We start from the raw sequence: 21464 nt of genomic DNA on the forward strand, positions 1-21464 counted from the left end.
AACAGTATACCGCCCATCTGTTGCAATGACTAGGCTGCAGCGATTTCCAAGCTGCTTTGTTCTAAATTAGTTTCGGCAACAATTTTGCCAAGTTCTTTGTAGCGAGCATTCTGTCTTTGCATGTGTGCCGTAAACTGCTCTTTGGTCATTTTCGGTTTTTGTAAAACTTCATTCCACTTACGCTGAATAAGCCGAAAGCCGTTATGGAGTGCTCTTCTGTCTTCTAGCGTTAACGGATTACCGTCAATGTCTTTAAATTTTGTAAGATCGATCACAACCTGACGGGCTTTATTGCCATTGGCCTTCACCGCACCTACAGCCCCCGCAATTGCGGGAATACTTGATGTTCGGAAAAAATCAACGCCATCAAGCTTAACCACAGGGTCAAGATATCGGTCTTTTTGAGCCCGTAATTCGATAACTATGTGCGTGGGGTCGCTACCGCCAATTAATTTAGTATGCTGCTCGTCATCGACGTCGAGCCTAACCTGTCCCATATGGAGCCAATCAGGTAAATGGTCGGGGCCAGTATAGGGGTTGGCGAAACTATACTCAGCATGAACCGGTCGCTGCTGAGCAACGATGGCATCAATAATTCTACTTGTAGTGTTTATAAAACCGTGGCGATTACCTGCTGCCCGCAGGTGCTCTTGGTGGTCTTCGTGGGCCACATATAATGTATCGCTCGGGTGGGCTTGATTCACATAATTAAAATCCGTATGCGACGAAGCTAGCGCAAATTTAATTTGCTGGTTTGCAAGGTCGGCAACAGTAAATCGAACTGGTTCTGCCCAGTTTTCGGCTTGTAAACGTGCTTGTGTGCGCTTCCATAAAACCGCTGCATCAATATTCGTAAACACCAACTGTTCGCCATAGGGTGTGTTGTGCATGTGCTGTATATGTTGCAGTGACTCTTGTATATCATTTTTGGGGGCCGCCCAAATATACCCTTCTGAAGCAATGTAAAATCGGTCAATTTCCATAAAGCCATTCGGCTGGCAAAGTATACCCGTCTCTGTCTCTTCCTTAACGAGATCATCAAGAGTCATATCGATACCAACAAACCTATTACCTTCAACTAGCCCTATGTCACGCAAGTGGTCATAAAACCCACTTCGCTCACCGTTTTCGCCAAGCACTTCGTCGTGATGATTGCCTTTGTGTTTTGGCTGAAATAAAATTTCGGTGTCATGCGAACCGAGTAAATGCGCTTCATCATGAAACGCCATAACCATTACTTGTTGAGCGGAGCAGCCGTACTCAACCGCCGCAATTACCGAAGTTATTTGGTGCTGCGCTCGTGACCATCGGCCAATGTCAGGCTTTATACTACGTGCTTCTGTTTCACTAAGTTGGCGCGTACTCGAACTAAGCCCGCCGTACTTCCACAGTTCTACAATAAACTGCTCTGCAGCGTGCGCCCCTTCGCCAACTGACTGCTCATTTATAAACGACCCGTCGCCAATTGTGACAATGCGGTTAAAAACTGGCTCGTAAAACCCCAAGGTGTCATCGCCATAATCAATGACATATGACTCATGCTCTGAAATACTAGCGACTTGCCCGCCACCATACTCACCAATTGGCGTCGTGTAGTACTCGACTGTCGAACCCTCGCGTCTCATTATTTTAATTGTATATTATTTTTTCTAGAGTTTATTATTTTTCTGGTAGAATTATCAGCTACGGGGCTATAGCTCAGCTGGCTAGAGCGCTTCGCTGGCAGCGAAGAGGTCTGGGGTTCGAATCCCCATAGCTCCACCAATTCAGACTATTGTATTTTTCATACTTTATTGTATTATATCCTAATGCCATCGACTACTGTAACCACACCACAAGAACAGCTTATTATTGGGTCACCTGAACGTTTCTTCGTCGATCCATACACTGTTGTCGAAATAGGTCACGGCGAACATCCAATTTGGATAAATAATCCAAGCTTTTACGAAACTACCGCTAAATATATAGGGGTAGAGTCTTGGTTGCGCTGCACTAAAGAAATTGGTGATTTATTAGTTAAAGAGGCGCTTCAGCATCCTGCGGCTAAAGTGGGATTCCAAAAGATAAATGCTTCTCTAGAAGTCTATGACCCTACAACAGAACTTCCTTCAGGGTTAGCTCACGAGGTGGTGCTTAGTAATGTTTTTACAGATCCACAAATCGCAGATAATTCTGAGCACACACAGCGGCTACTGCAAGAGGTGTCGCGTTTACTTGACCCAGATACTGGGATAGTTGTACTTCGAGAAACGCTAACACCAGAAATTATGAATATTGATGAATTTAGTTTATTTGCAGATAAAGCTGGATTAGAAGTAGCGGGGATAGAAAAAAATGGTGGAGAATTTTGGCTTGAATTAGAGAGACTTTACTGTGCTTCAGGGTACGGAGGGAAGAGAAATAGTTTCTACATGTTTTTACAAAACTCCAAGCAGCTCCTGTGATCCCACCCAGAGAGCAATAATAAATAAAGCCCCCTGTTCACACGAACAGCGAGCCTCACACTGTCTTTAAGCATAACCAAAAAAAAGCTACGAGGCAATAAAATTTGCTTACGTGTCTGAACTATACAGATTTTTACGATCGTCAATTTTTGTATAGTAGCTGCGCGATTGTGGTTTGTTGATTTGGATTAATCGCGATGGAAAGTCTACTGCGTACGAATGATTATAGGGCTGTGATCTAGTAATTAACTAAATTTTACAGCTTATTTATATAAAGTGGTTATACTTAAAACATGGTTCTACTCTTACAGTTTAGAAGTGACGCTGCTGGTTGGCATGAACTTAAATGCTTTTGTGACGCACTGGAACTTCCTTACCACCAAATTCAAACCGTGAACCTGCTCAACCCAAACACTGACTGGCAATTAGTACGAAAATTAGCTGCTCAATCAGACAAAATTATAATTGGCGGCAGCGGTGAAACAGGGTACGAGCATCCTGACCATGACCACTATTTTGCTATGCTCGACTCGTTCCGCCCGTTTTTAGCCGAACAAGTTGACAAAGGAAAACACATTTTTGGAGTATGCCTTGGCCATCAGATATTGGGTGACGTCTTTGGTGGCAATGTTCAACCCAGTCCCAAACACGAAGAAACTGGCACAGTTCAACTCGAACAAAGTGCAGCAGCTCGCAATGACCCGTTATTTAGCGATCTACCAGAAACGTTTTTCGTTTCAACCGCTCATAAAACATCCGTTCTGTCTGTTCCCAACCATGTTGAGGTGTTAGCAACTAATCACAACTCCCCGATTCAAGCTATGCGCTACAAAAACGCCTGGGGTGTTCAGTATCATCCAGAGCTCGATGATGAAAAACTAACTTTTCGCCTAAAGCTGTACCAAAGCTATGTCCGGAACCAAATAGATGACGTAGAGCCAAAAGACTTTAGTGCTGCAAAAGAGGTGCTTAAACGCTTTATTCATCTCCCATTATAGATTGTTCGGCATCCGCAAGAGATCGTACTCCGATTGCTAAAACGCTGCGGTCAACAAACTTAATCTCGCGTGTAAAATGCTCGCCCTCAAGCGTAGCGGATAACCAACTGTGGGCATCATTGGCCTGAGCCTCAACCAGCAAGCCTGATCCTTCAGCTCGACGATGTGCAGCATCGATATCCGTAACGAAAAAATCGACATGATCAACTGTGCCAATCTCGTCGCTTGATCCAGGGCGACGTTGCATTAATTTCACCACTTGTATGCCTCGCGCAAAACTTTCCGAAAACACCAAGCTAGCAATTTTTCTATCGTTAACTGTGCCTATATGCACCTGCTCCACTCCACCCCAAAACTCCATTATTGCTCTTAAAGAGCTGTGAAAATCGGAGCCGGCAACTTTCCAGCCTATAGCAGTCGGTTTTTCTAACAAGTCCCCGAGCTCTGTTTGGTCGACATCGTTAAAATATTTTTCTACATGGCGTTCAAAACTATCTTTATGCATGTATTTTCTCCAAAAATTCTTTAGCTGTTACTTCAGACACACCTAAGCTAGCGGCCTTTCTACGTTTACTTGCGCCTGGCTTTTCACCGACAACCAACATTGTCGTGTCTTTACTTACAGACGACTGGACTTCTCCGCCATTTTTTCGAACTAATTCAAAACCTTCTTCGCGGCCATAGCCAGGTAGCGAACCAGTAATTACTACCTTTTGACCAGTCATGCTTCCTGTAGTTTGTTTATATGGCTGTGGCCAAACGTGGTTAGCCTTAAATTTCTCTAGCATAGCTATTGTTTGGTCGGCCGATAGCCATTCCTCAATTGAATGCGCAACCACTTCGCCAACGCCCTCTATTTCTTCTAACTCTTCGAAGCTTGCGTTCAGAAAGTTCTCTAACGTGCCGTATTTTTTGGCTAAATCAAGGGCGGTTTGTTTGCCAACGTGACGAATGCCAAGCCCAAAGATGAATCGTGCTAGTTCGGGGTTTTTCTTTTCAGCAATGGCGTCTATTAGCTGTTGGGCCGATTTTTCGGCAAAGCCTTCTAGGTTGTAGATATCAGTGTAAGTTAGGCTGTAAATGTCAGCTAAATCGGTTGCCAAGTTTTGGTCTACCAACAGTTCTACAACTTTTTTGCCCATTCCATCAATGTCCAATGCACCCTTGCTGACAAAATGCTGCAAGCTGCGTTTAAAAATTTCTGGGTCGTTTAAATTCACTGCTCGCCACACGGCTTCACCGTCTTTTCTTTTAAACTCCAGCGGGTGATCAGCGAGGGCTTTTTGTATATCGTAGGGTTTTTCGCTGCCATCACGCAGACTTTCGATTGGTCGAACTACCTCTGGAATGATATCACCAGCTTTTTGAATAATTACCGTGTCACCAATACGAATATCTTTGCGAGCAATCTCGTCTTCGTTATGGAGCGTTGCACGCTGAACCGTACTGCCCGCTACCAAGACTGGTTCCATTATTGCTACCGGTATGGCGGCCCCTGTGCGACCAATGCTAATAACAATGTCCATTATTTTTGTCGTAGCCTGTTCTGCTGGGTATTTATACGCGCAGGCTCCACGTGGAGCTTTGCCGACAACCCCAAAATCTACAAAAGCCTGTCGATCATTGACTGTCAATACTACCCCGTCAGTGTTATAGGGCAAGCCTGTGCGCTTTTGTTCCCTGTCGGTAATATAATCCTTAGCTTCGCGCGGGCTATTGCAAACGGTGGCGTATGTATTAGTAATAAACCCTAAGCTGTTGGTTACTTCATATTCTTGCTTCTTAGTTGTTATGTTGTCGTGAAAAACAGCGTATGGGTGAAACTTAAGCGGTCGGGCAGCTACTAGACTTGAGTCAAGCTGACGAATTGATCCTGCTGCGGTGTTCCGTGGATTCGCGTACTGCTCAAGGCCTGCCTGCTCGCGTTCCTTGTTAAGCCCTTCAAAGTCCTTATTTTCTAAAATAATTTCACCGCGCACTTCAAGCCTGCCTGTCAAAAAAACCGGATTAATAGTATCGCCTCGCAAACGGAGCGGAACTGTCTGGATAGTTTTTACATTTTGCGTTACATCCTCGCCGACATATCCGTCACCTCTGGTAACAGCGGTGGTTAGTACACCGTCTTGGTAGATCAAAGCACAGGCTAAGCCGTCGAGCTTTAAGTCAGCTAAGACTTTTTTATCCCAGTCAGGGTTTAGTTTCAGTAACCGTTCGTACCACTTGTCGAGCTCGTCAAAGTCAAACACATCATTTAAGCTAAGCATTCGCTGGCTGTGTTCAACTTTACTAAAGCCTTCGGCTGGAGCACCGGCAACCCGTTGCGAAGGAGAGTCGGCTGTGATCAAATCAGGGTACTCGGCTTCTAGCTGGGTTAGCTCATGCTTCAAGCCATCGGCTGCAGCCTCTGACATCGTCGACTTGTTTAGTACATGGTAGTTATACCGATAGTCGTTTATTTCCTTGCGCAGTTTTTCTAGTCGGGCTTTAGCTTCGCTTTTTTTCATAGCTCAATAAATCTCTATATAACACAAATACGTAACTCCAAAACAACGGAACCAATACTGCAATTGAGTAGTTTGGTATTTGCAAACCAAACACCTCACGCCCCACTGCAAAAGCACCGACAACTGCCGCTACCAAAAGAGCTGAATATATAATTAAAAACACCGAAACTCGCCACGTAACCTGAATCGTAAAGCCTTTAACTAGCTGTTTAGCAGCCTGCCATGCAGCCACCGGGCGGACATCGGGAATGGTAACAATTAAAAGAGACATCAACGTTGTGCTAAGCCAGTACATGCTTGGCAACGACAAAATAAACCACAGTATTCCAAAAGCGATTTGCTCCCACAGCAGTATGGCGATGTCGGAAGCAATGGCAATTTGAAAAATAAGTGCACCGAAAGCAAATGGCAGTATTTGGATAATTGTCAAAGACAATAACGTTATAAAGCCCATTATCTGGCTTGGACCATCAAAAAATGACGTTTGTACTTTTGGTTTTGGGTTTTCTCTCGCGGCTTCGCGCAATAAATGGATATACATCATGCTGATCAACAGTGCGACTATTACGCCAAAATATACTTGGGCATTGGTTTGTAGTATTTCGTCACTAATTACAAACACGATAAGTAATGAATGGGCAACAAAAAATATGCCAAACTGCCGCTTAATTGACCACAATACCTTAACTGCCTCCCATGCAATTCGCCAAAACGGCAGTAATTTTAATTTTTTATAACGCTTGGCTTCTTTTTTTTGGCTTTTTTTGTGCTTTTGATCTTGCTTAGCATCAGTCGTTTTACTCGATTTTTTAACAGCCTTTTTAGTTTTTGTAGTTTTTTTCTGTACCACTACAATTGAGTTCCGGCTTGGTTAATACGCTCAATTCGTTTGGCAATCGGCGGGTGAGTGCTAAATAAGTTCGCAATAAAACCGGCGTTTTTGTCGGTCTTTTTAAGAGGGTTTTCAAAAAACATATGAGCGGTTGCACTACTGCCGCTACTAGTCGGACGCGAATAACTGCCTATTTTTTGTAAGGCGCTGGCTAGTCCGTCCGGGTAACGAGTCATCATAACTCCTGATGCATCGGCCAAATATTCCCGTTGCCGCGACACAGCCATGCGGATTAAGCTCGCGACCATTGCAGCTAAAATTGACACCCCAATACCAATCAACAACGTCACGCCATTATTATTTCTGTCTCGGCTACCGCCGCCCCACCATAAACTACGCAAAAAGAAGTCACTAATGAGCGAAATAACACTAAACATGCCAAAAACTATAGTGGTAACTCGTATATCGTAGTTGGCGACGTGACTTAGTTCATGCGCCATAACACCTTCCAGCTCGCTGTCGCTTAACATATCAAGTAGACCTGTGGTGGCGGCCACACTGGCATGATCTGGATCTCGCCCGGTTGCAAAAGCATTAGGGGCTGGGTCGTTCATAATATAGACCTTAGGCATGGGCATGCCTGTAGCAATAGTGAGGTTTTCAACTGTTTTGTATAAACGAGGAGCGCTTGACGCGTCGACTTGCTTGGCTCTTGAAATACTTAGCGCAACTTTGTCGGCAGCGTAGTAATTAAACAGGGTGTAAATCACCGCACCAACACCAACAAAAAGCGTAATACTTGGACTGTCGTACAAAACAGAAATAACGTACCCTATTAGTATGATTAGTCCAAATAAACCGAGGACTAAATACACCGTTTTACGTTTATTTTCTGCAATCTTAGAATACATATCTAAAATTTACCCCTGTCCTGTTGCAATGAAAAATATTAGAAAGAAACTTGAACGTTTTGTTTTTCTACTTCGTTCTCGACTTCAAAGAATTCTCGTTCAGTAAAACCTAATGAACGTGCGAATAAATTTGTAGGAAACACTTTGATCTTAATGTTTAAGTCACGCGCAGCGCCATTGTAAAAGCGGCGAGATGCTTGAATTTTGTTTTCTGTATCACTTAGTTCGCTTTGTAGCGCCAAGAAGTTTTGGTCTGACTTAAGCTGTGGGTAAGCCTCAGCAACTGCAAACAGGCTTTTTAATGCTCCGGTAAACATGTTTTCTGCCTGAGCTTGCTCGGCTGGACTACCAGTAGCGTTAATAGCATTCGCTCGGGCTTTAGTTACGTTTTCAAAAACTTCTTTTTCTTGTTTAGCAAAACCTTTAACGGTGCTGACCAAGTTTGGGATCAAGTCGTAGCGTCGCTTTAGTTGTACCGAAATATCACTCCACGCTTCGTCTACGCGGACGTTTGACTTCACAAGACCGTTATACACACCGATCAGCCACAGCACTAGCGCACCAGCGACTATAAGCAAAACAATTAATACTGTCATTACATACCTCTTTTTAATTGTTTACATTTTAACAAATTTTATAGCTAAAGTGGTAGCGGCTTATTTTGCGTCGCCAGTATCTGGAAGTTCAGCTTCTTCTTCTGGTTCAGATTCGGTATCAACCGGTTCTGGCTCAACACAGTCTGGGTCGTCGGCAGTAAGTATGTCGCTGTACGGGCAAGGCTCTGGCTTAACACAGTCTGGGTCTGTGCTTAGTATGGTGGCATTGTATTGACACGGTGGAGCTTCTTCAACTTGCGGAGTAATACAATCTGGGCTATCGGCTGCTAGTGTTGCGTCAAATTCACACGGTTCAAAACAATTAGGGTCGTCAGCTTCAAGACTTGCATTAAATTCACAAGTTTCAACCTCAACACAGTCGGGGTCGTCGGCTAGTAGCGTGGCGTCATACTCACAAACCTCTTGCTGCACAACCGGCGGTGTTGTTGGTTCTGGCTCTGGCTCACCTCTATTCATCAATAAGAGCGTTCCAAGACCACCGATAATCACCAGCGCAGCAATTGCTCCAACTATCCACCATAATTTCGAGCTGCTTTGTGGCGCCTGTACTGGTTCTGGCTGAGAAACAACCGGTGCAGGAGGTACAGGTGGTTCTTGAGAAGGCGGCACAAAATCCTCAGCATGCGCTAAGTCTACGTGTGCGCTTGATAATGCATTGTTTTTTTGAACGGCTTTAGTTGCCGCTATATCACCATTCACTTTTTTAATTTTCCTCTGTTTTTGTCTCTCGCGTTTTTGATTTTATGCGATTACAAATATTTAACCATAAACTCTATGGTAAAATCAATCGTCTTTGTCAAAAAACATAAAGTGAACCATAGCTGCCTTGCCCAAAAGGCCAGACACTCTTCGACCAACTACCCCTGCAACCCATTCTGCGCTCGATTTTGCAGACTCGGTTACGCCCTGTCTAACAGTAGTAATCATACCCCCAGCCGAGGCTAATATTTCTTGTTTTGTGCGACGTCTTAGCTCTTGCTTGATTAGCTCTATGCTTGCTTCTGCCAGTACCAACTCGTGGGCGGTGGGATTTTCTTCGTCATAAATTCTGAGCTGATCGTGTGCAAGCTGCTCAAGATCAGTTTTTGGCATTTCCGAAAAAGGAGGCACAGCAAGCATAGGGTTATTGGTAGCAACCGGCTGTTCTGCTGTAGACATTACCTCTACTATAGACGCTAGCGTTTATATAATGCAAGAATACTAGGCTGCTCGCGGTTTGCCACGTAAGGGCAAGCCGCGCTCCGCCTGTTCGATGCCACACGAAAACCAAGAAATTGGTTTTCATCCTCAGCTCACAATAAAAAAAGACCCAAAATCGGGTCATTTCTTATTTGGTGGGCGAGGAGGGGCTCGAACCCTCATGCCAAAAGGCACGGATTTTAAGTCCGCTATGTATACCAATTCCATCACTCGCCCGGACTCGTAATATTCTAAGTGTCATCTGTAAAATTGGCAATAGTAATCCAAAGCATAAGTTTTTTATTTAACATTCTTTACACAAGCACTATAATATGATAATATAAATACAACAACTAGAGGTGGTTGTAATTAACAAAGGAGTTTGTAAATGAAGAAATTATTACTCGCAGCATTTCTGCTTATGGGTGTAGGTGCGTTTTTTACCTACGGTTCACCAGCAGCTGCTCAATCAACAGAATGTCAAGTTAGCGGCGACTACGGTGGTATTGAAGTTAACGGCAACACAGTAACTGGTACGTTTAGCATGAGCGGCCCAGAAGACTGTACTGAAACAACAGTAAACCTAGCTGTATGGCTATGTCGACCTGAAGGCTGTAACGAAAACCTTAAGGACCAACTTTTCTATGGTTCTGATGGCGGACGTTTTGACTACAGCGATACTACTGGCTATAACCGTGCACACCCTGTAGCAAGCATTACTACTAACCTTCCTACAACTGAACGTGATGGTTTTGGATGTAAGATCCAAATCGACTTGGTACGCGGAAGTGACCGAGCTGATCCAGATCACCAATACCCAGAAGGTCCATTCTACGATGAACGACGAATGTTGGCAGTTATTGTCGATAACCCAGCGTGTGAAGAGCCACCTGAAGTAGTTACAGAAACAGAAGTAGTACGCTGTAACACAGAAACTGGTGAATTTGTAACAGTGCCAGAAGACGAAGCAGATGACTACGCTGACGTAAACCACGAAGCGTGTAGAGACACAACAACCGTTACAGAAACTGTAACCGAACGAGAAGTTGTTCGCTGTAACACCGAAAACGGTGAATTTGTAACAGTTGATGAAGACGATGCTGATGACTACGCAGACCCTAACCACGAAGCGTGTAAAGACGAAGTAGTTGTTACTCGTACTAACACAGTTGTAGAGCGTGAAGTAACTTCACTCCCTAACACAGGTGCTGGTGCAAGCTTGCTTGCCATCCCAACACTTGGTGGTGCAATCTCAGCCTTTGTTAAAAGCAAAAACGGTCTTCTAGACGCTTTCTTAAGCAAATAAACATTGTAACTAAAAACCAAAGAACCGCTCTGCCTGAGCGGTTCTTTTATTTCTTTGGGGTTTACTTTCATTTAATAAATCGATGAGAGGATTCATCGATTTAAAAGGAAGATAATCGTTTTGATGAATTTATTTAAAAACTTGTTTTTAAACACAGAATCAATTGATATTTATCTGACGTGGAGGTGCGTACGGGTAACGCTCCCGTCTACTAGGTTTTGTCTCCCTGCGGGAGATCTACCGAAGGTACGACAGACCTATACTAAATTTTTTCTTTGGAGGCGCGTACGGGTAACGCTCCCGTCTAGCAGCTTTTGCAGAGCTGTACCTAACTTCTCGGCCAACGCGCCATTTAGGCTATTATAGCTGATGTCGTTTTTTAATAAACTCTCTTTGTTGACTAGTTTTAAAATACTTTTCTGCTGCGACTGCTTCGTTTCTTGATTTAAATGGGTGTAATTCCAAAAGTATCCACGGGCGATATGGCTGAGTTGATTTTACATATCCGGAGTTATGCCGATGCAATCTGTTTGTTACATCTTGAGTATGACCAATATAAATTCTGTTTTGTTTAGTGCTTTTTAATATGTAAACATAGAATTTTTCTGCCATATAAACTAACTTCTCGCCTGCCTGACGGTAGGCAGGGCCAACGCACCAAACTTGAACTATTGTAGCTTATTTTTAGCGTTTTCTTGAGTCAATCTCACTAAAATCGTGCGTTACTTCGGTTTCAACTAAGTGCTTAAAGCTGTTGGGCTTTCGTTCAAAATGGATTCGTCGACCAAAAATATAAAGGGCGAGGCCAATTGCAAACATGGTGCCAGCATATAAGAACGTTAGGCTTGCACCTCTGTCTTGGATTAATGCAGCTATATCTTGCAAGGAGCTACTTGGCGAACTTAGTTGAGTTTGAATCTCCTCAGCAGCGCGGGTTGGTAGTTTAAAAATTACAAATACAAGCAGCCCAATAACAAACACTCCAAAGCTTGGTTTTATAAGGTTTTTCCCGACGAATTTCATGCTCTCACTTGGTGTACGAATTATTGCAACCGCTGCCGCTAGGGCAATAAACGCAGCGCTCAGTGCGGCAAACGGCAATGCCTGCAGCGCGCTATAAATGTCTGGTAAATTCTCTACCTCGGCCTCATTAAAATCGAGCTGTTCGTCTGTTAGTTGCGCCGACTCATACAGTTCGTTAAATTGCTCGTCTGGCACAGTCGCTAAAAAATCACCGGCAGTTTCGGCGTTAAACCCTGGCGGATTACATTCGGCAGAAAACGGCTCTTTTAGGGCTCTGTTTGTTTCTTCTTGCGACCGACAGTCTTCAAGCCCACTCAACTTTACCACCAAAAGTTCTTCTATAAACGACTTAAATTCTGCCTGAGACCCCAATACTTGAATGTCAAAATCAATATCCGGTGTTGTTCCTTCAAGCCAATTAAAAACACTGTCAATAAAACTGCTCGACGACTGCGCAAAGGCCTCGTAATCAATATAGTCGTTTACGATTGACTCAATTTCAACCACACTTTGGTCGACATCGTTCTCGCTAATGCCCTCTGCCACTGTGTCGCCAATAAGGGTAAATACGCCTTCGCTGGTAATGATTTCTTTCATAAAGGCTTTGTCGAGCACCGTGCTGTTTACAATAGACACCACAATAAAAACACTCAAACTCAGGCTCGCAATAAGCCCAAAAAACCATACAAGTAGTCGCTGCCAAACTGGTCGATGTTTCATTCAGCTAAAGTATAACACTTATGGTTTTAGCGACTTACTTCTATCCTGTCGAACTGCACTATGTCGTGACCGTTAACCGATAACCCCACTAGCTTGCAGCCCATTCCAGTTGGGCTATTTCCGTTGGCGTGTGACCTATAAAACGGCTCTATCCCTTGTTTTATTGCTGGTGAAAGCTGCGTGTCGCCAGATTCATCTGTCATGACCCTGCCTACATCGACAACTGTTCCTTCGGGGACAACATTATCTTCAATATACGGAACAAAATGGGAGTCAACTTCTGCCAATGAGTCACTATCAACCACAAACCCTTCTGCAACTCGAGTTAAGCGAAGTGACCGAACTTGGTGTAAAATCGATATCCTGCGCTGCTTTTTTTCTGGATACCCATGCCTAGTGCGGACAGTGTATTCTTCGATCGGTGTAGATTTAGAACCTAAATACAAAACCAGCTCATCACCGTTTTTAAAACGGTCAACACTTATTCCGTTGCCTGAGGTAAATTCATCCCGCAGTTCAGTTATGTCCAATTCACGCTCTCTCTGCCTAAGCGCCTGGGCCTGCTCCTTAGCTCGAATTTGCATCAATGTGTCGGCGTCTATTGTCTCTAACACCGCTACCTGCGACAGCTCGGCCCACTCCTCTTCTAGTTTAGCTCGTCTTTCCTGTCTATAGCGCGCTGCTTCTTCAGACTCCATGAATTCCTTGGCAGCCTGCTTTTTAAATGCTTCTTCTCGCTCTTGCTCTTCTTTATCAATACGCTGCTTACAGTCGGCTTCCACTTCGCTACGCCATTGTTCTTCATTGCTAGCCCTAACTTCGTTTTTGTAGTCGGCGAACTCATATGACGCTTCATATCTATCACGCTCTTCGTCTTTGAAATTGTCTTTATCCTGAGCTGCTTCATCTTTGGCTCGCTGATGTAGCTCCCCAAAAACTATCGCCCGTGCACTCTCGCGCATTTTTAGCTGCTCTTCTGCTGCTAACGCATCAAACGTCCCGTTGTTAATATAATTTTCTCTAATCTCTTCTAGAAGGCCCGGGAATTCACCAATAAGGCTAGCAGTAGACTTTTGAGTTTGTTCGGTTCGTAAGGCTTTCGCTAACTTCCCTACCACAGACTCTACATGGGCTTGCTCAGCATCAAAGGCAGCTACCCGCCAAACGTCTTCTTCAAATTCACCCTCTTCTAACCGCTGCTCTACTGCCCTAACTATGCCACTGCCTATAGACTGAGACCTTTCAATGAGTCCACGGTAGCGACCAGCCTCGTCCATAGCTTCATCGCGCTGTCTTACCACCTCATCAAATGTGCTTCTTCGTACCGGCATATTGCAATTACTATAGTTATTTATTGTTTATTTTTCAATTATGTTCTATTAATTAGCCGCTTGATCAAGCAATGCTACTTGGGGTAAAATCTACAAAGCTCAACGAGTTTTATGTTTCTTAAATTTTTAAACCAAGACATTCCTTCTATTATGCAAATGTCTGTTTGAAAATTTAGAAGGAAATGGAGCAAACAGCAGAAGTTTGCGCGTAGTATTGCGCGTCAACGAATGCTAACAGCATCCATTGACGCGCGGGTGTAGCTCAGTTGATAGAGCGCTTCCTTGCCAAGGAAGAGGCCAGGGGTTTGAGTCCCCTCACCCGCACCATTAAAAGGACCGTCCATTTTGGGCGGTTTTTTTAATGGTCTGTCGTCGATGAAGAGACTCAAGCCCCGTAGGGTGAGAAATGCATGTCTGCATTTCGCAAGGACGGAGACCTGGACGACATTAGTCGCCAAGTCGAGTCGGGCTCGCGGAAAATTTCTAGAAGAAATTTATCTGTGAGTGGAGTCCCCCCGCCTACCCTGACTGCCGTCAGGCAGGCGGCAGGCAGGCTCACCCGCACCAAGAAAAATGCTCTCCGTTTAAGGGGAGCATTTTCCTTGCTATGAATTGGCTCAAGACCTGGGCCGAATGAAGTTTTAAAAGAGACTAATGTAGCAGAAATTTATCTGACAGGCTCAAATCCATCAATAAACTTTAAAAGTTCATCAAGATAATTTTCATCTGCCTGCGGCAATGAACTTGCTGTCACTTCAGCCTCCCAGCTGTTATCTCTATCCATATGAAGTACTGTGATCGTGTCGTCGATACGGAAGTAAAATAGCTTGGGTATCTCAATAGAACCTGGGTAATTTTTGAAAGAATCATACACTAGCTCCCTTCCTCTAGGCGAGGTTACTTGTATGCATCTGTCGCCTTCACGAGGGGCGGCTGTCGAAAATTCTGACTCAAGCTCTCGTGATGCCGTTAAGCTTGAATCGTCGGTAGCGATAGCTAAGTCGTATATCGATTGGATGTCGCACTTTTCATCATTATATAAAAATGGCTCCATGTTCTTTTGGTAGGGAAACTGTGTCATCTGTGTAAAGCTAAGTATCAGCAAAATTTCACCATCAGACCCAGTATAATTTTCTACAAGATATTTGTATGAAGAATCAGACAAGAAACCTGGGTACTCATCAATTTGAAATGTACAGACAAAAATATCCGAAGATCCTCGATTAGTCCCACATCGATGAAAATCATTCACACCAGCTGGTATATACGTTGGTACGTAGGCCCATTCGAGCTGGTTAACTATAACCTCGGTGTCTTCTTTGTCTTTCTCCAGAACACTGCGTGTGATGGTTTCTGGCAGTTCGGAAGCAGGTACAGCAATAAATGACGAGATTAAATCTATAACGTCCTGAGTCGATGTGTCCGCACTCTCAATCTGGACTACAGTGTCACCCAGCAACGCGAATACAGTGGTATATGACCCAATTGATGTGTTCTGTATTGCTCCCGGTCGCTGGCCTTCATACACATAGACTTCGCCCGAAAGAGTCGATTGATCATAAGCAAAGCATTTCACAGCGCTTGATGCGCCTGGCCCTAGACGACATGATTCTGGCGGGCTAAACGCGTCGGTTTTTTCATACTGTGTAACAGTGTGCACCCCTTTGCTAAGTCCTTGGCCAAATTGAATGGTGCCGATCGTGTAGGTTAAAACACTTTCAGTAGGGGCGTTTTCGTATTCTACTAAAGTTGGGTTCTGCATCTGAGAAGTCTGTTTAGGTATATAAAATGTCTGATTGCTGGATGATGAAGCGCTAGAAACGGTTTTATCTTCATTCTTTGTCAAAAAAAAGTAACTCGGTAGCGCAAGCAATAAAGCAATTACTAGTGCTATTGTGCCAAAAATTCTTTTTTTAGAAGGAGTATTAGAGTTAGGCTCGGGTTGTGCTTCGCTCATGCCAATAAATACGGGGGCGCTGCTAGTGGGCTGTTCGGTAGTTGGCGTATTGCTTTGAGGGTTTTGGTTTTCATTGTCCACAATGTGAGTTTACCAATACTATTTTATAAACACTAGCTCAACCCGTTGTCACTATTGCGCGTGATTATCCCTTTAAACTAACTCTCGACTCGTACTGCTTTAAAAAATGTTTTTTCGGGGTCGCGCAACGTGACTGAGTCCCCCTGCCTACCTGCAGGCAGGCTCACCCGCACCAATTCATGAAGCTGCCGTAAGGTGGCTTTTTAAATTGGTCTGCGATCAGGACTCAAGGCCCTGGCCGACAGAGATCAGGGTGAGAAGTGCACACCCACATCAAACATACACTTCTAGGTCAGGCACTATCCTTCACACTGACGAATCGAACTACCTTCAAAGTCAGGCGCCGCACGTTGCTGTGCTTGCTCCTCTGTAAACGCATATCCATTTTTTGCTATATCATCAATTAGCCACTGCATTTCATTAATTTCCCGTCGCTGTGCTTCAATGATTTCAACTGCAAGCTCACAAACTCTTTTATCTTTAATTTCAGAATTTTCACTTGTTAAAATAGCAATTGAATGATGAGGAATCATTGCATTCATATACGAGCTATCGTCAACCGTGTTTTGACTCCTCACAAGAAAAGTGCCTAGAGCAAACATCAATATACTGCCTAAAACAATCCCAAAATTAATCTTTGCGTTCTTGTACATGCCCAACATAAACCCTAGCATTACTACTGCCATTGTTGAGCCCATAAGCAAAGTCATAAAGAATCTAGTTTCGCTCAGTTCAACATGAGAAAACTGATAGGTATTAACGTATGTAACAACATGCATAACCACCATTGATGTGGCTATCATCGCGCCAAAACGCAAATATTGTTTTTGCTCTTTGCTTAATTTATTTTTATTTTTTGTAACGGTACTATCTTGATCTGCCATAAATCCTCCTTTAAACCTTCTATATTTTATCAAAGCATTAAGTTGCAGAAATACTTAACCATTCAAAATCAAAATCGCAGTAGAATATGAAGGCCGGCAACTCAGTTTGTCTTTTTTGCTACACTTAATGCATGACTAAAATTACTGTAGACGCGGATTGTGACAATGCTCCTAAAAAGCAATTTATAAAAGACTTCAACATTGCCTTTGCGTACGCAGACATGAACAAAGTGGTTGATATGATGAGCGACGACGCCGAGTGGGTTGTAGTTGGCAAAGGTAGATGGACCGGAAAAGAAAGCATTAAAAACATTCTAAAAGAAATGAATACACCAGAGGCCGACACACTGCACCTAGAAAACATTTTGAGCCACGGAAAGCTATGTTCGGCCAACGGAGTTATTACCTACAAAGACAACAAAGTTGCTTTTTGTGATGTGTACGAATTCGAAAATCACAGCAATACCGCCAAAATTAAAAAAAATGACCTCCTATCCTATAGATATTGTGTTGGTTGACTGATTTAACTGTTTGAGATTATTCATTAGAAAAACTAGATAAATTTATTAAGGAGGATGAATGAACAACACAAAAGCTAGCCACGAAGGAACTACCCTAACTATTGAACGAACCTTTAACGGGTCGGCCGAAAAACTTTGGCAAGCCTATGCCGACAAAGAAACCTTTGAAGCATGGTGGGGCCCAGAAGGCTGGGAAACAACAGCAAAAGAATTTGATTTTAAAGAAGGCGGCCGCATTCACTACGACATGCACTGTGTCGACAAAAACCAAGGCGATTGGTACGACCAACATTCGTGGGGCTTAATGTTTATAGAGCAAATTAATAAACCAACTAACTTTAACTACACCGATGTTTTTAGCGATGAAAGTGGAGAGCCAAATAAAGACATGCCGACCCTAAAAACTAACGTGCAATTAGTAGAACAAGATGGCAAAACAACCATGATAATTAAAGCAACCTGCGAAACCGCAGAACAAATTAAAGAATTGCTTGAAATGGGAATGGTCGAAGGCTTTAGTTCACAAATGAACAAGCTCGACAGGTTTTTAGAAACTGCGTAAGCAATCACAAAAATACCTGTGTACTTGTGTTAGCAAATGCTTAACGTTATAGCTATTTAGTCGATAACAAATTCTGAGATAGAGTTGAGTACTGCACTTCTTGATTCACTTGGCTGTGGGTCGGGGTGCGTAAATGCAATGGGCGAAGATTGATCACACTGAGATGCAAATGGAACATAGTCCAGTAACTCGTCTTCTGCCGCTAGCTCGACATCAGGTTCACCGTTCATAAGACCACCAAAAAAGATTGCTGCTGCCAAACCATTTACGGCGAACCAAGCTACCGACTTAGAGCTGCTCCGTAACAAATCCATGAATGGCCGTTGGGGTATTTCGCGGAGTGCTTCAGAGTATTCTTGGACTGCTAGTCGCTGCTCAAGTGTACCCTTGCCCGATAAAGCCGCATTAATGTCTTTTTTGTCAGGAACCACTGTGCCGTCATATGCACTTTTTTTGGATCGTAACTCACGTTGAACTCGCCGAAAACGTAGCGTAGCTGCAAACACTAAGAGCAGTGAAGCTGTAGCTGCGAGCGGCGTTGGCTGTTGCTGCTCTTCTAGGAGAGTATATTTATATTCATGTAGATCGATTTGGCATACTTCATTAATTTCCCCGTTAACGTTTTCTACGGTTTCGTCATACTCTTTTGTTACGCGTATAAGCAAATTTTCGTCTTCTTCTAACCCGTCATTGTCTTCAATGGCTTCGCGAACGAGTCCAGCTACTTCACCATTAGACGTGCCTTCCTTAAACACCTCAAGTAGACTGTAGCCATTTGAAAATCCTATTTCTCCAGCCAAATCGTCGATTGCAGTGTACTGTTGGACACTCAGCGGCAGGGTTATGCCATCCTCTTGAAACATAGAATCTTCAAATACCACGCTGTCTGTTATGCCAAAGTCCTCAGATAAACGCTCTGTAACAATTTCTGCTATCGCCATACTTATAACGTCACCATAGGAGCCATCGTAGGTATAAACTTCTACGGGTGGAATGTTTCCATCTCGGCCGTATAGCGGTTGCTTTCCGACCAGTAGTGCCTCTTGGTCTCTTCCAAAAGAGCTAAAAAAACCGGTTTCGACATTGATTGTGACACCTGATTCTAGGTCAGATGCATGTTCGTACACTATGTCAAAAACCTGTTGGGCAAGCTGCTCTGTAGTATTGGATTCTTCGTGCGGAACAAGAACCCCGTCGTAAACTGTTTCGGTGTCGGACGAAAATACGTGCAAGGGTTTGGTCTCTGCTATTTCGTTGTTAAATATTGTTCCCGCATATTTGTAGCCAGTTGTAGAAATAAATTCTGGGGCGTTGATATATTCCATTGCTGTTTTTAACCCAAGGTACACTGCACCTGTAGAAACCAGCGCCTTTGTAACCTCTTGCTCGGCAACATACTTGCTGTACGTGGTTTGAGCTAATTCGAATTCTGCCATCTTAAAACCTAATCGCCTTTCCGTACGACTGTTTAACTAGGTTATGGAGTTTGTCGATGTGTTTAAGGCGTGGATTGTGACTGTGCACTTTAGGAACAGCACCTAGCTTTCTAGCATCCTCTCTGCAGAATCCTAACGTTCCTATCCAATCTCCATTGTTTATAAAGTAAGTTGCATTTGAATATATAGGGCTTTCGACTATTGCCATTGCTGGATCTGGATCTTGGCTTACTTCAATAATGTACCGAGGCATCGGGTGCCAGTTTGCACGTAAAGATCTATAGACCGTAACCGACCCTGGATAGTCATGTTCTAATCTTTCTTTAAGTTCAATAAATTCAATTACTCGTTGTCGCTCTACGGTGTATTCACCATTGGAATGACCTACGGCGGTTTGAATGTCTTCCATAATGTTTTCTTCTGTAACAAGATCTTTGGGAATCTTGATAATAGTGTCTTTCGGCGAGCCCTCTACCGATCCTGGAGGAAAAGGCTCAAGTGGTAGTCGCTCACAATTAGCAAATGGACCAATATTGACCATAGACTCTAAGACGCTGGCCGCCTCGTCTTGCGAGACCTCGAAAAGACTCACCCACTCTTTAAGGACCCGGAGGCTTCGATGCTTTTGCAGCCCGTCCGATTCCACCAACTCTTGTAGTTTTCCGAACGCAGTAAACAGTCCTTCTGGTACATGTCGCAATCCAAGCCTATTTGCTTCTTGCGCTAACACACCAATTTTTGCGATAGAATCCTGTAGAGCCCTAAGATTACCTGGATCGAGCGAGCCTAAGACATGACCCGCCAATACTTGTGCTTCATCGGCAGTAAACACTTTTTCTTCTGAGCCGTTATCATTTATGGTTCCGATTAAATGCTTTAACCACTTGCCGTCCCTTTGCTTAGGCTCTGCATATGGGTCAAAGAATTTTAGCTGCTTTAATTGCTTGCCAGTGATGGCATTAGCTTTTTCTTCTTCTTTAATTTCACCGATTATCTGTTCTAGTTTCTGTTTCTTCGATTCTTCCCGCCTTAATCGTGCCTCTTCTTTTTGTAACCGATTTCTATCAGCTGCTGCATCCGAAATTGGGGTATCTAGAAAAGGTCTAAGGCGTAAAGTTTTTGGGTTCCTGCCTAGGCTTTCAGCTACAACAGAATAGCTGTCTAAAGCAATACCAGAACGCCATGCTTCAAGCTCGATTGCTGTATCTTCGGGCAAAGTTGCCGTAAGGTCATCGAGTACCGACAGCGCTGTTGCTAGTTTTCCAACTAGCTTAGGTTGTGTTGGGTCTTCGCGTAGTAAACCAGCATATTCTTCTACTTTTTCTTGTAGCTCTGGAATATCATCGGTTGTAAATTCTGGTTTCGGAATAGTCATTCTGAATATTATACAACTTTGTTTTCATAAATACCATTATAGTTTCTATGATAGTACTTTTCAGTTTGGCTATGGGGTCGGCCTATGTTGCTGTTAATCGAAATAAATTGTTGCGAGTGCATTGCCTAAATGTACAAAAACGACTAAGAGAGTACTGCGCAACGTTAGATGGCCGCAGGGAACAAACCAGTTATTAAATGCATTGAATGACATTGAACGATTTAGTGCAATGCGGTGTTTGTACTTTTCGAATTTATTTAAAAAGTGGATCGATACTAGCCGCCTCTGTCGCAGAAGATCAGATGGTTTCTGATACAGTTAATACTATGACGCAGAACGTAGCACAAAAGACAGGTGTTGGTTTGGTGATTATGCGCGAAAACTCTGTACTCCTAGCAGAAAGATTAGTTGAGCTCGGTGATGGTTTATTTACCGGGCCCGGAGGTTTAGTCGAAGCAAACGAATCACTAACTGATGCCCTGCACCGAGAATTGTTAGAAGAATGCGGAGAAGATATACAGGTAGCCACTCCGCGCAGAATATGTGAGATATTCTACCCTGCAGAAACAGCGCGTGGACACGTATTGTTTAAAGGAATTGGGTTTGTGGCAACGTATTTATCTGGTGAAGCACTAAACACAGAGCCGACTAAAATGGGGCCGTGGCAATGGCACTCTCTAGAAAACCTTCCTCGGCTATTTGAGCCCATGAAAGCCTATATAAGAGCGCTAAGAACGGGGGAAGAGTTTATAAACATTCCTGCCCAAAACGGTAATAACTAGA

21 protein-coding genes and 3 tRNA genes are annotated in these 21464 nt (G+C 43.6%); 8 read left to right on the top strand and 16 right to left on the bottom strand.

The window, feature by feature from the left end; translation table 11 throughout:
• Window positions 1–29: 29 nt before the first annotated feature.
• On the bottom strand, window positions 30–1625 hold the full coding sequence (locus tag EYO12_02095; GenBank protein HIA91891.1) for a hypothetical protein: 1596 nt from the start codon (window positions 1623–1625) through the stop codon (window positions 30–32).
• A 62-nt stretch (window positions 1626–1687) separates the two neighbouring features.
• On the opposite strand from EYO12_02095, the gene EYO12_02100 reads away from it, so the two are divergent.
• The 3 genes from EYO12_02100 to EYO12_02110 all read left to right on the top strand — a co-directional run bounded on the left by EYO12_02100 (window position 1688) and on the right by EYO12_02110 (window position 3442).
• A tRNA-Ala gene (locus tag EYO12_02100) sits at window positions 1688–1764 on the top strand.
• A 44-nt stretch (window positions 1765–1808) separates the two neighbouring features.
• Window positions 1809–2444, top strand: coding sequence for a hypothetical protein (locus tag EYO12_02105; GenBank protein ID HIA91892.1), 636 nt, complete (start codon window positions 1809–1811; stop codon window positions 2442–2444).
• Between the two features lie 293 nt (window positions 2445–2737).
• Window positions 2738–3442 (top strand): hypothetical protein, encoded by a 705-nt coding sequence (locus EYO12_02110; GenBank protein HIA91893.1) that lies wholly within the window; start codon window positions 2738–2740, stop codon window positions 3440–3442.
• On the opposite strand, the gene EYO12_02115 is transcribed toward EYO12_02110, so the two are convergent.
• The 8 genes from EYO12_02115 to EYO12_02150 form a co-directional block, all read right to left on the bottom strand.
• Complete coding sequence (locus EYO12_02115) at window positions 3423–3947, bottom strand: hypothetical protein (protein HIA91894.1); 525 nt, start codon at window positions 3945–3947, stop codon at window positions 3423–3425. The two genes, EYO12_02110 and EYO12_02115, sit on opposite strands and share 20 nt — an antisense overlap.
• A complete protein-coding gene (gene ligA, locus EYO12_02120; GenBank protein HIA91895.1) occupies window positions 3940–5946 on the bottom strand; it encodes an NAD-dependent DNA ligase LigA in 2007 nt (668 codons plus the stop codon). The genes EYO12_02115 and ligA overlap by 8 nt, the downstream gene beginning before the upstream one ends.
• A complete protein-coding gene (locus EYO12_02125; GenBank protein HIA91896.1) occupies window positions 5927–6796 on the bottom strand; it encodes a hypothetical protein in 870 nt (289 codons plus the stop codon). The genes ligA and EYO12_02125 overlap by 20 nt, the downstream gene beginning before the upstream one ends.
• Entirely contained in the window at window positions 6796–7689 is an 894-nt protein-coding gene (locus EYO12_02130) for a protease (protein ID HIA91897.1), read from the bottom strand. The genes EYO12_02125 and EYO12_02130 overlap by 1 nt, the downstream gene beginning before the upstream one ends.
• 38 nt (window positions 7690–7727) lie before the next feature.
• The gene (locus EYO12_02135; protein HIA91898.1) at window positions 7728–8285 is read right to left on the bottom strand and encodes a LemA family protein; all 558 of its coding nucleotides are present in this window, start codon (window positions 8283–8285) and stop codon (window positions 7728–7730) included.
• A 60-nt stretch (window positions 8286–8345) separates the two neighbouring features.
• On the bottom strand, window positions 8346–9005 hold the full coding sequence (locus EYO12_02140; GenBank protein HIA91899.1) for a hypothetical protein: 660 nt from the start codon (window positions 9003–9005) through the stop codon (window positions 8346–8348).
• Between the two features lie 84 nt (window positions 9006–9089).
• A complete protein-coding gene (locus tag EYO12_02145) occupies window positions 9090–9464 on the bottom strand; it encodes a hypothetical protein (protein ID HIA91900.1) in 375 nt (124 codons plus the stop codon).
• A 174-nt stretch (window positions 9465–9638) separates the two neighbouring features.
• Window positions 9639–9722 (bottom strand) — tRNA-Leu (locus EYO12_02150).
• Window positions 9723–9873: 151 nt separating this feature from the next.
• On the opposite strand from EYO12_02150, the gene EYO12_02155 reads away from it, so the two are divergent.
• Entirely contained in the window at window positions 9874–10791 is a 918-nt protein-coding gene (locus tag EYO12_02155; GenBank protein HIA91901.1) for a hypothetical protein, read from the top strand.
• A 360-nt stretch (window positions 10792–11151) separates the two neighbouring features.
• Here the strand turns inward: EYO12_02155 and EYO12_02160 are convergent, their stop codons facing one another.
• The 3 genes from EYO12_02160 to EYO12_02170 all read right to left on the bottom strand — a co-directional run bounded on the left by EYO12_02160 (window position 11152) and on the right by EYO12_02170 (window position 13865).
• Window positions 11152–11403 carry a GIY-YIG nuclease family protein gene (locus EYO12_02160; protein HIA91902.1) on the bottom strand — a complete coding sequence of 84 codons (252 nt, stop codon included), beginning with the start codon at window positions 11401–11403 and terminating at the stop codon, window positions 11152–11154.
• Between the two features lie 72 nt (window positions 11404–11475).
• Entirely contained in the window at window positions 11476–12534 is a 1059-nt protein-coding gene (locus EYO12_02165) for a hypothetical protein (protein ID HIA91903.1), read from the bottom strand.
• Between the two features lie 26 nt (window positions 12535–12560).
• Window positions 12561–13865, bottom strand: a complete 1305-nt coding sequence (locus EYO12_02170; GenBank protein HIA91904.1) for a hypothetical protein — start codon at window positions 13863–13865, stop codon at window positions 12561–12563.
• Window positions 13866–14116: 251 nt separating this feature from the next.
• Here EYO12_02170 and EYO12_02175 point away from each other — a divergent pair.
• Window positions 14117–14192, top strand: a tRNA-Gly gene (locus EYO12_02175).
• A gap of 340 nt (window positions 14193–14532) precedes the next feature.
• Here EYO12_02175 and EYO12_02180 read toward each other — a convergent pair.
• On the bottom strand, window positions 14533–15903 hold the full coding sequence (locus EYO12_02180) for a hypothetical protein (protein HIA91905.1): 1371 nt from the start codon (window positions 15901–15903) through the stop codon (window positions 14533–14535).
• Window positions 15904–16202: 299 nt separating this feature from the next.
• The gene (locus EYO12_02185; protein HIA91906.1) at window positions 16203–16787 is read right to left on the bottom strand and encodes a DUF305 domain-containing protein; all 585 of its coding nucleotides are present in this window, start codon (window positions 16785–16787) and stop codon (window positions 16203–16205) included.
• 131 nt (window positions 16788–16918) lie between these two features.
• Between EYO12_02185 and EYO12_02190 the strand changes: the two genes are divergently transcribed.
• On the top strand, window positions 16919–17305 hold the full coding sequence (locus EYO12_02190; GenBank protein HIA91907.1) for a nuclear transport factor 2 family protein: 387 nt from the start codon (window positions 16919–16921) through the stop codon (window positions 17303–17305).
• Window positions 17306–17366: 61 nt separating this feature from the next.
• Window positions 17367–17870 carry an SRPBCC domain-containing protein gene (locus EYO12_02195; GenBank protein ID HIA91908.1) on the top strand — a complete coding sequence of 168 codons (504 nt, stop codon included), beginning with the start codon at window positions 17367–17369 and terminating at the stop codon, window positions 17868–17870.
• Between the two features lie 56 nt (window positions 17871–17926).
• Here the strand turns inward: EYO12_02195 and EYO12_02200 are convergent, their stop codons facing one another.
• Together EYO12_02200 and EYO12_02205 are read right to left on the bottom strand one after the other, a co-directional pair.
• Window positions 17927–19306, bottom strand: coding sequence for a hypothetical protein (locus tag EYO12_02200; GenBank protein ID HIA91909.1), 1380 nt, complete (start codon window positions 19304–19306; stop codon window positions 17927–17929).
• 1 nt (window position 19307) lies between these two features.
• Window positions 19308–20681 carry a hypothetical protein gene (locus tag EYO12_02205; protein HIA91910.1) on the bottom strand — a complete coding sequence of 458 codons (1374 nt, stop codon included), beginning with the start codon at window positions 20679–20681 and terminating at the stop codon, window positions 19308–19310.
• A 206-nt stretch (window positions 20682–20887) separates the two neighbouring features.
• Here EYO12_02205 and EYO12_02210 point away from each other — a divergent pair, with 206 nt between their 5' ends.
• Window positions 20888–21463 (top strand): NUDIX hydrolase, encoded by a 576-nt coding sequence (locus EYO12_02210; GenBank protein ID HIA91911.1) that lies wholly within the window; start codon window positions 20888–20890, stop codon window positions 21461–21463.
• Window position 21464 lies beyond the last annotated feature (1 nt).

The organism is Candidatus Saccharibacteria bacterium (genome assembly GCA_012965045.1).
Lineage (GTDB): Bacteria > Patescibacteriota > Saccharimonadia > Saccharimonadales > DTSZ01 > DTSZ01.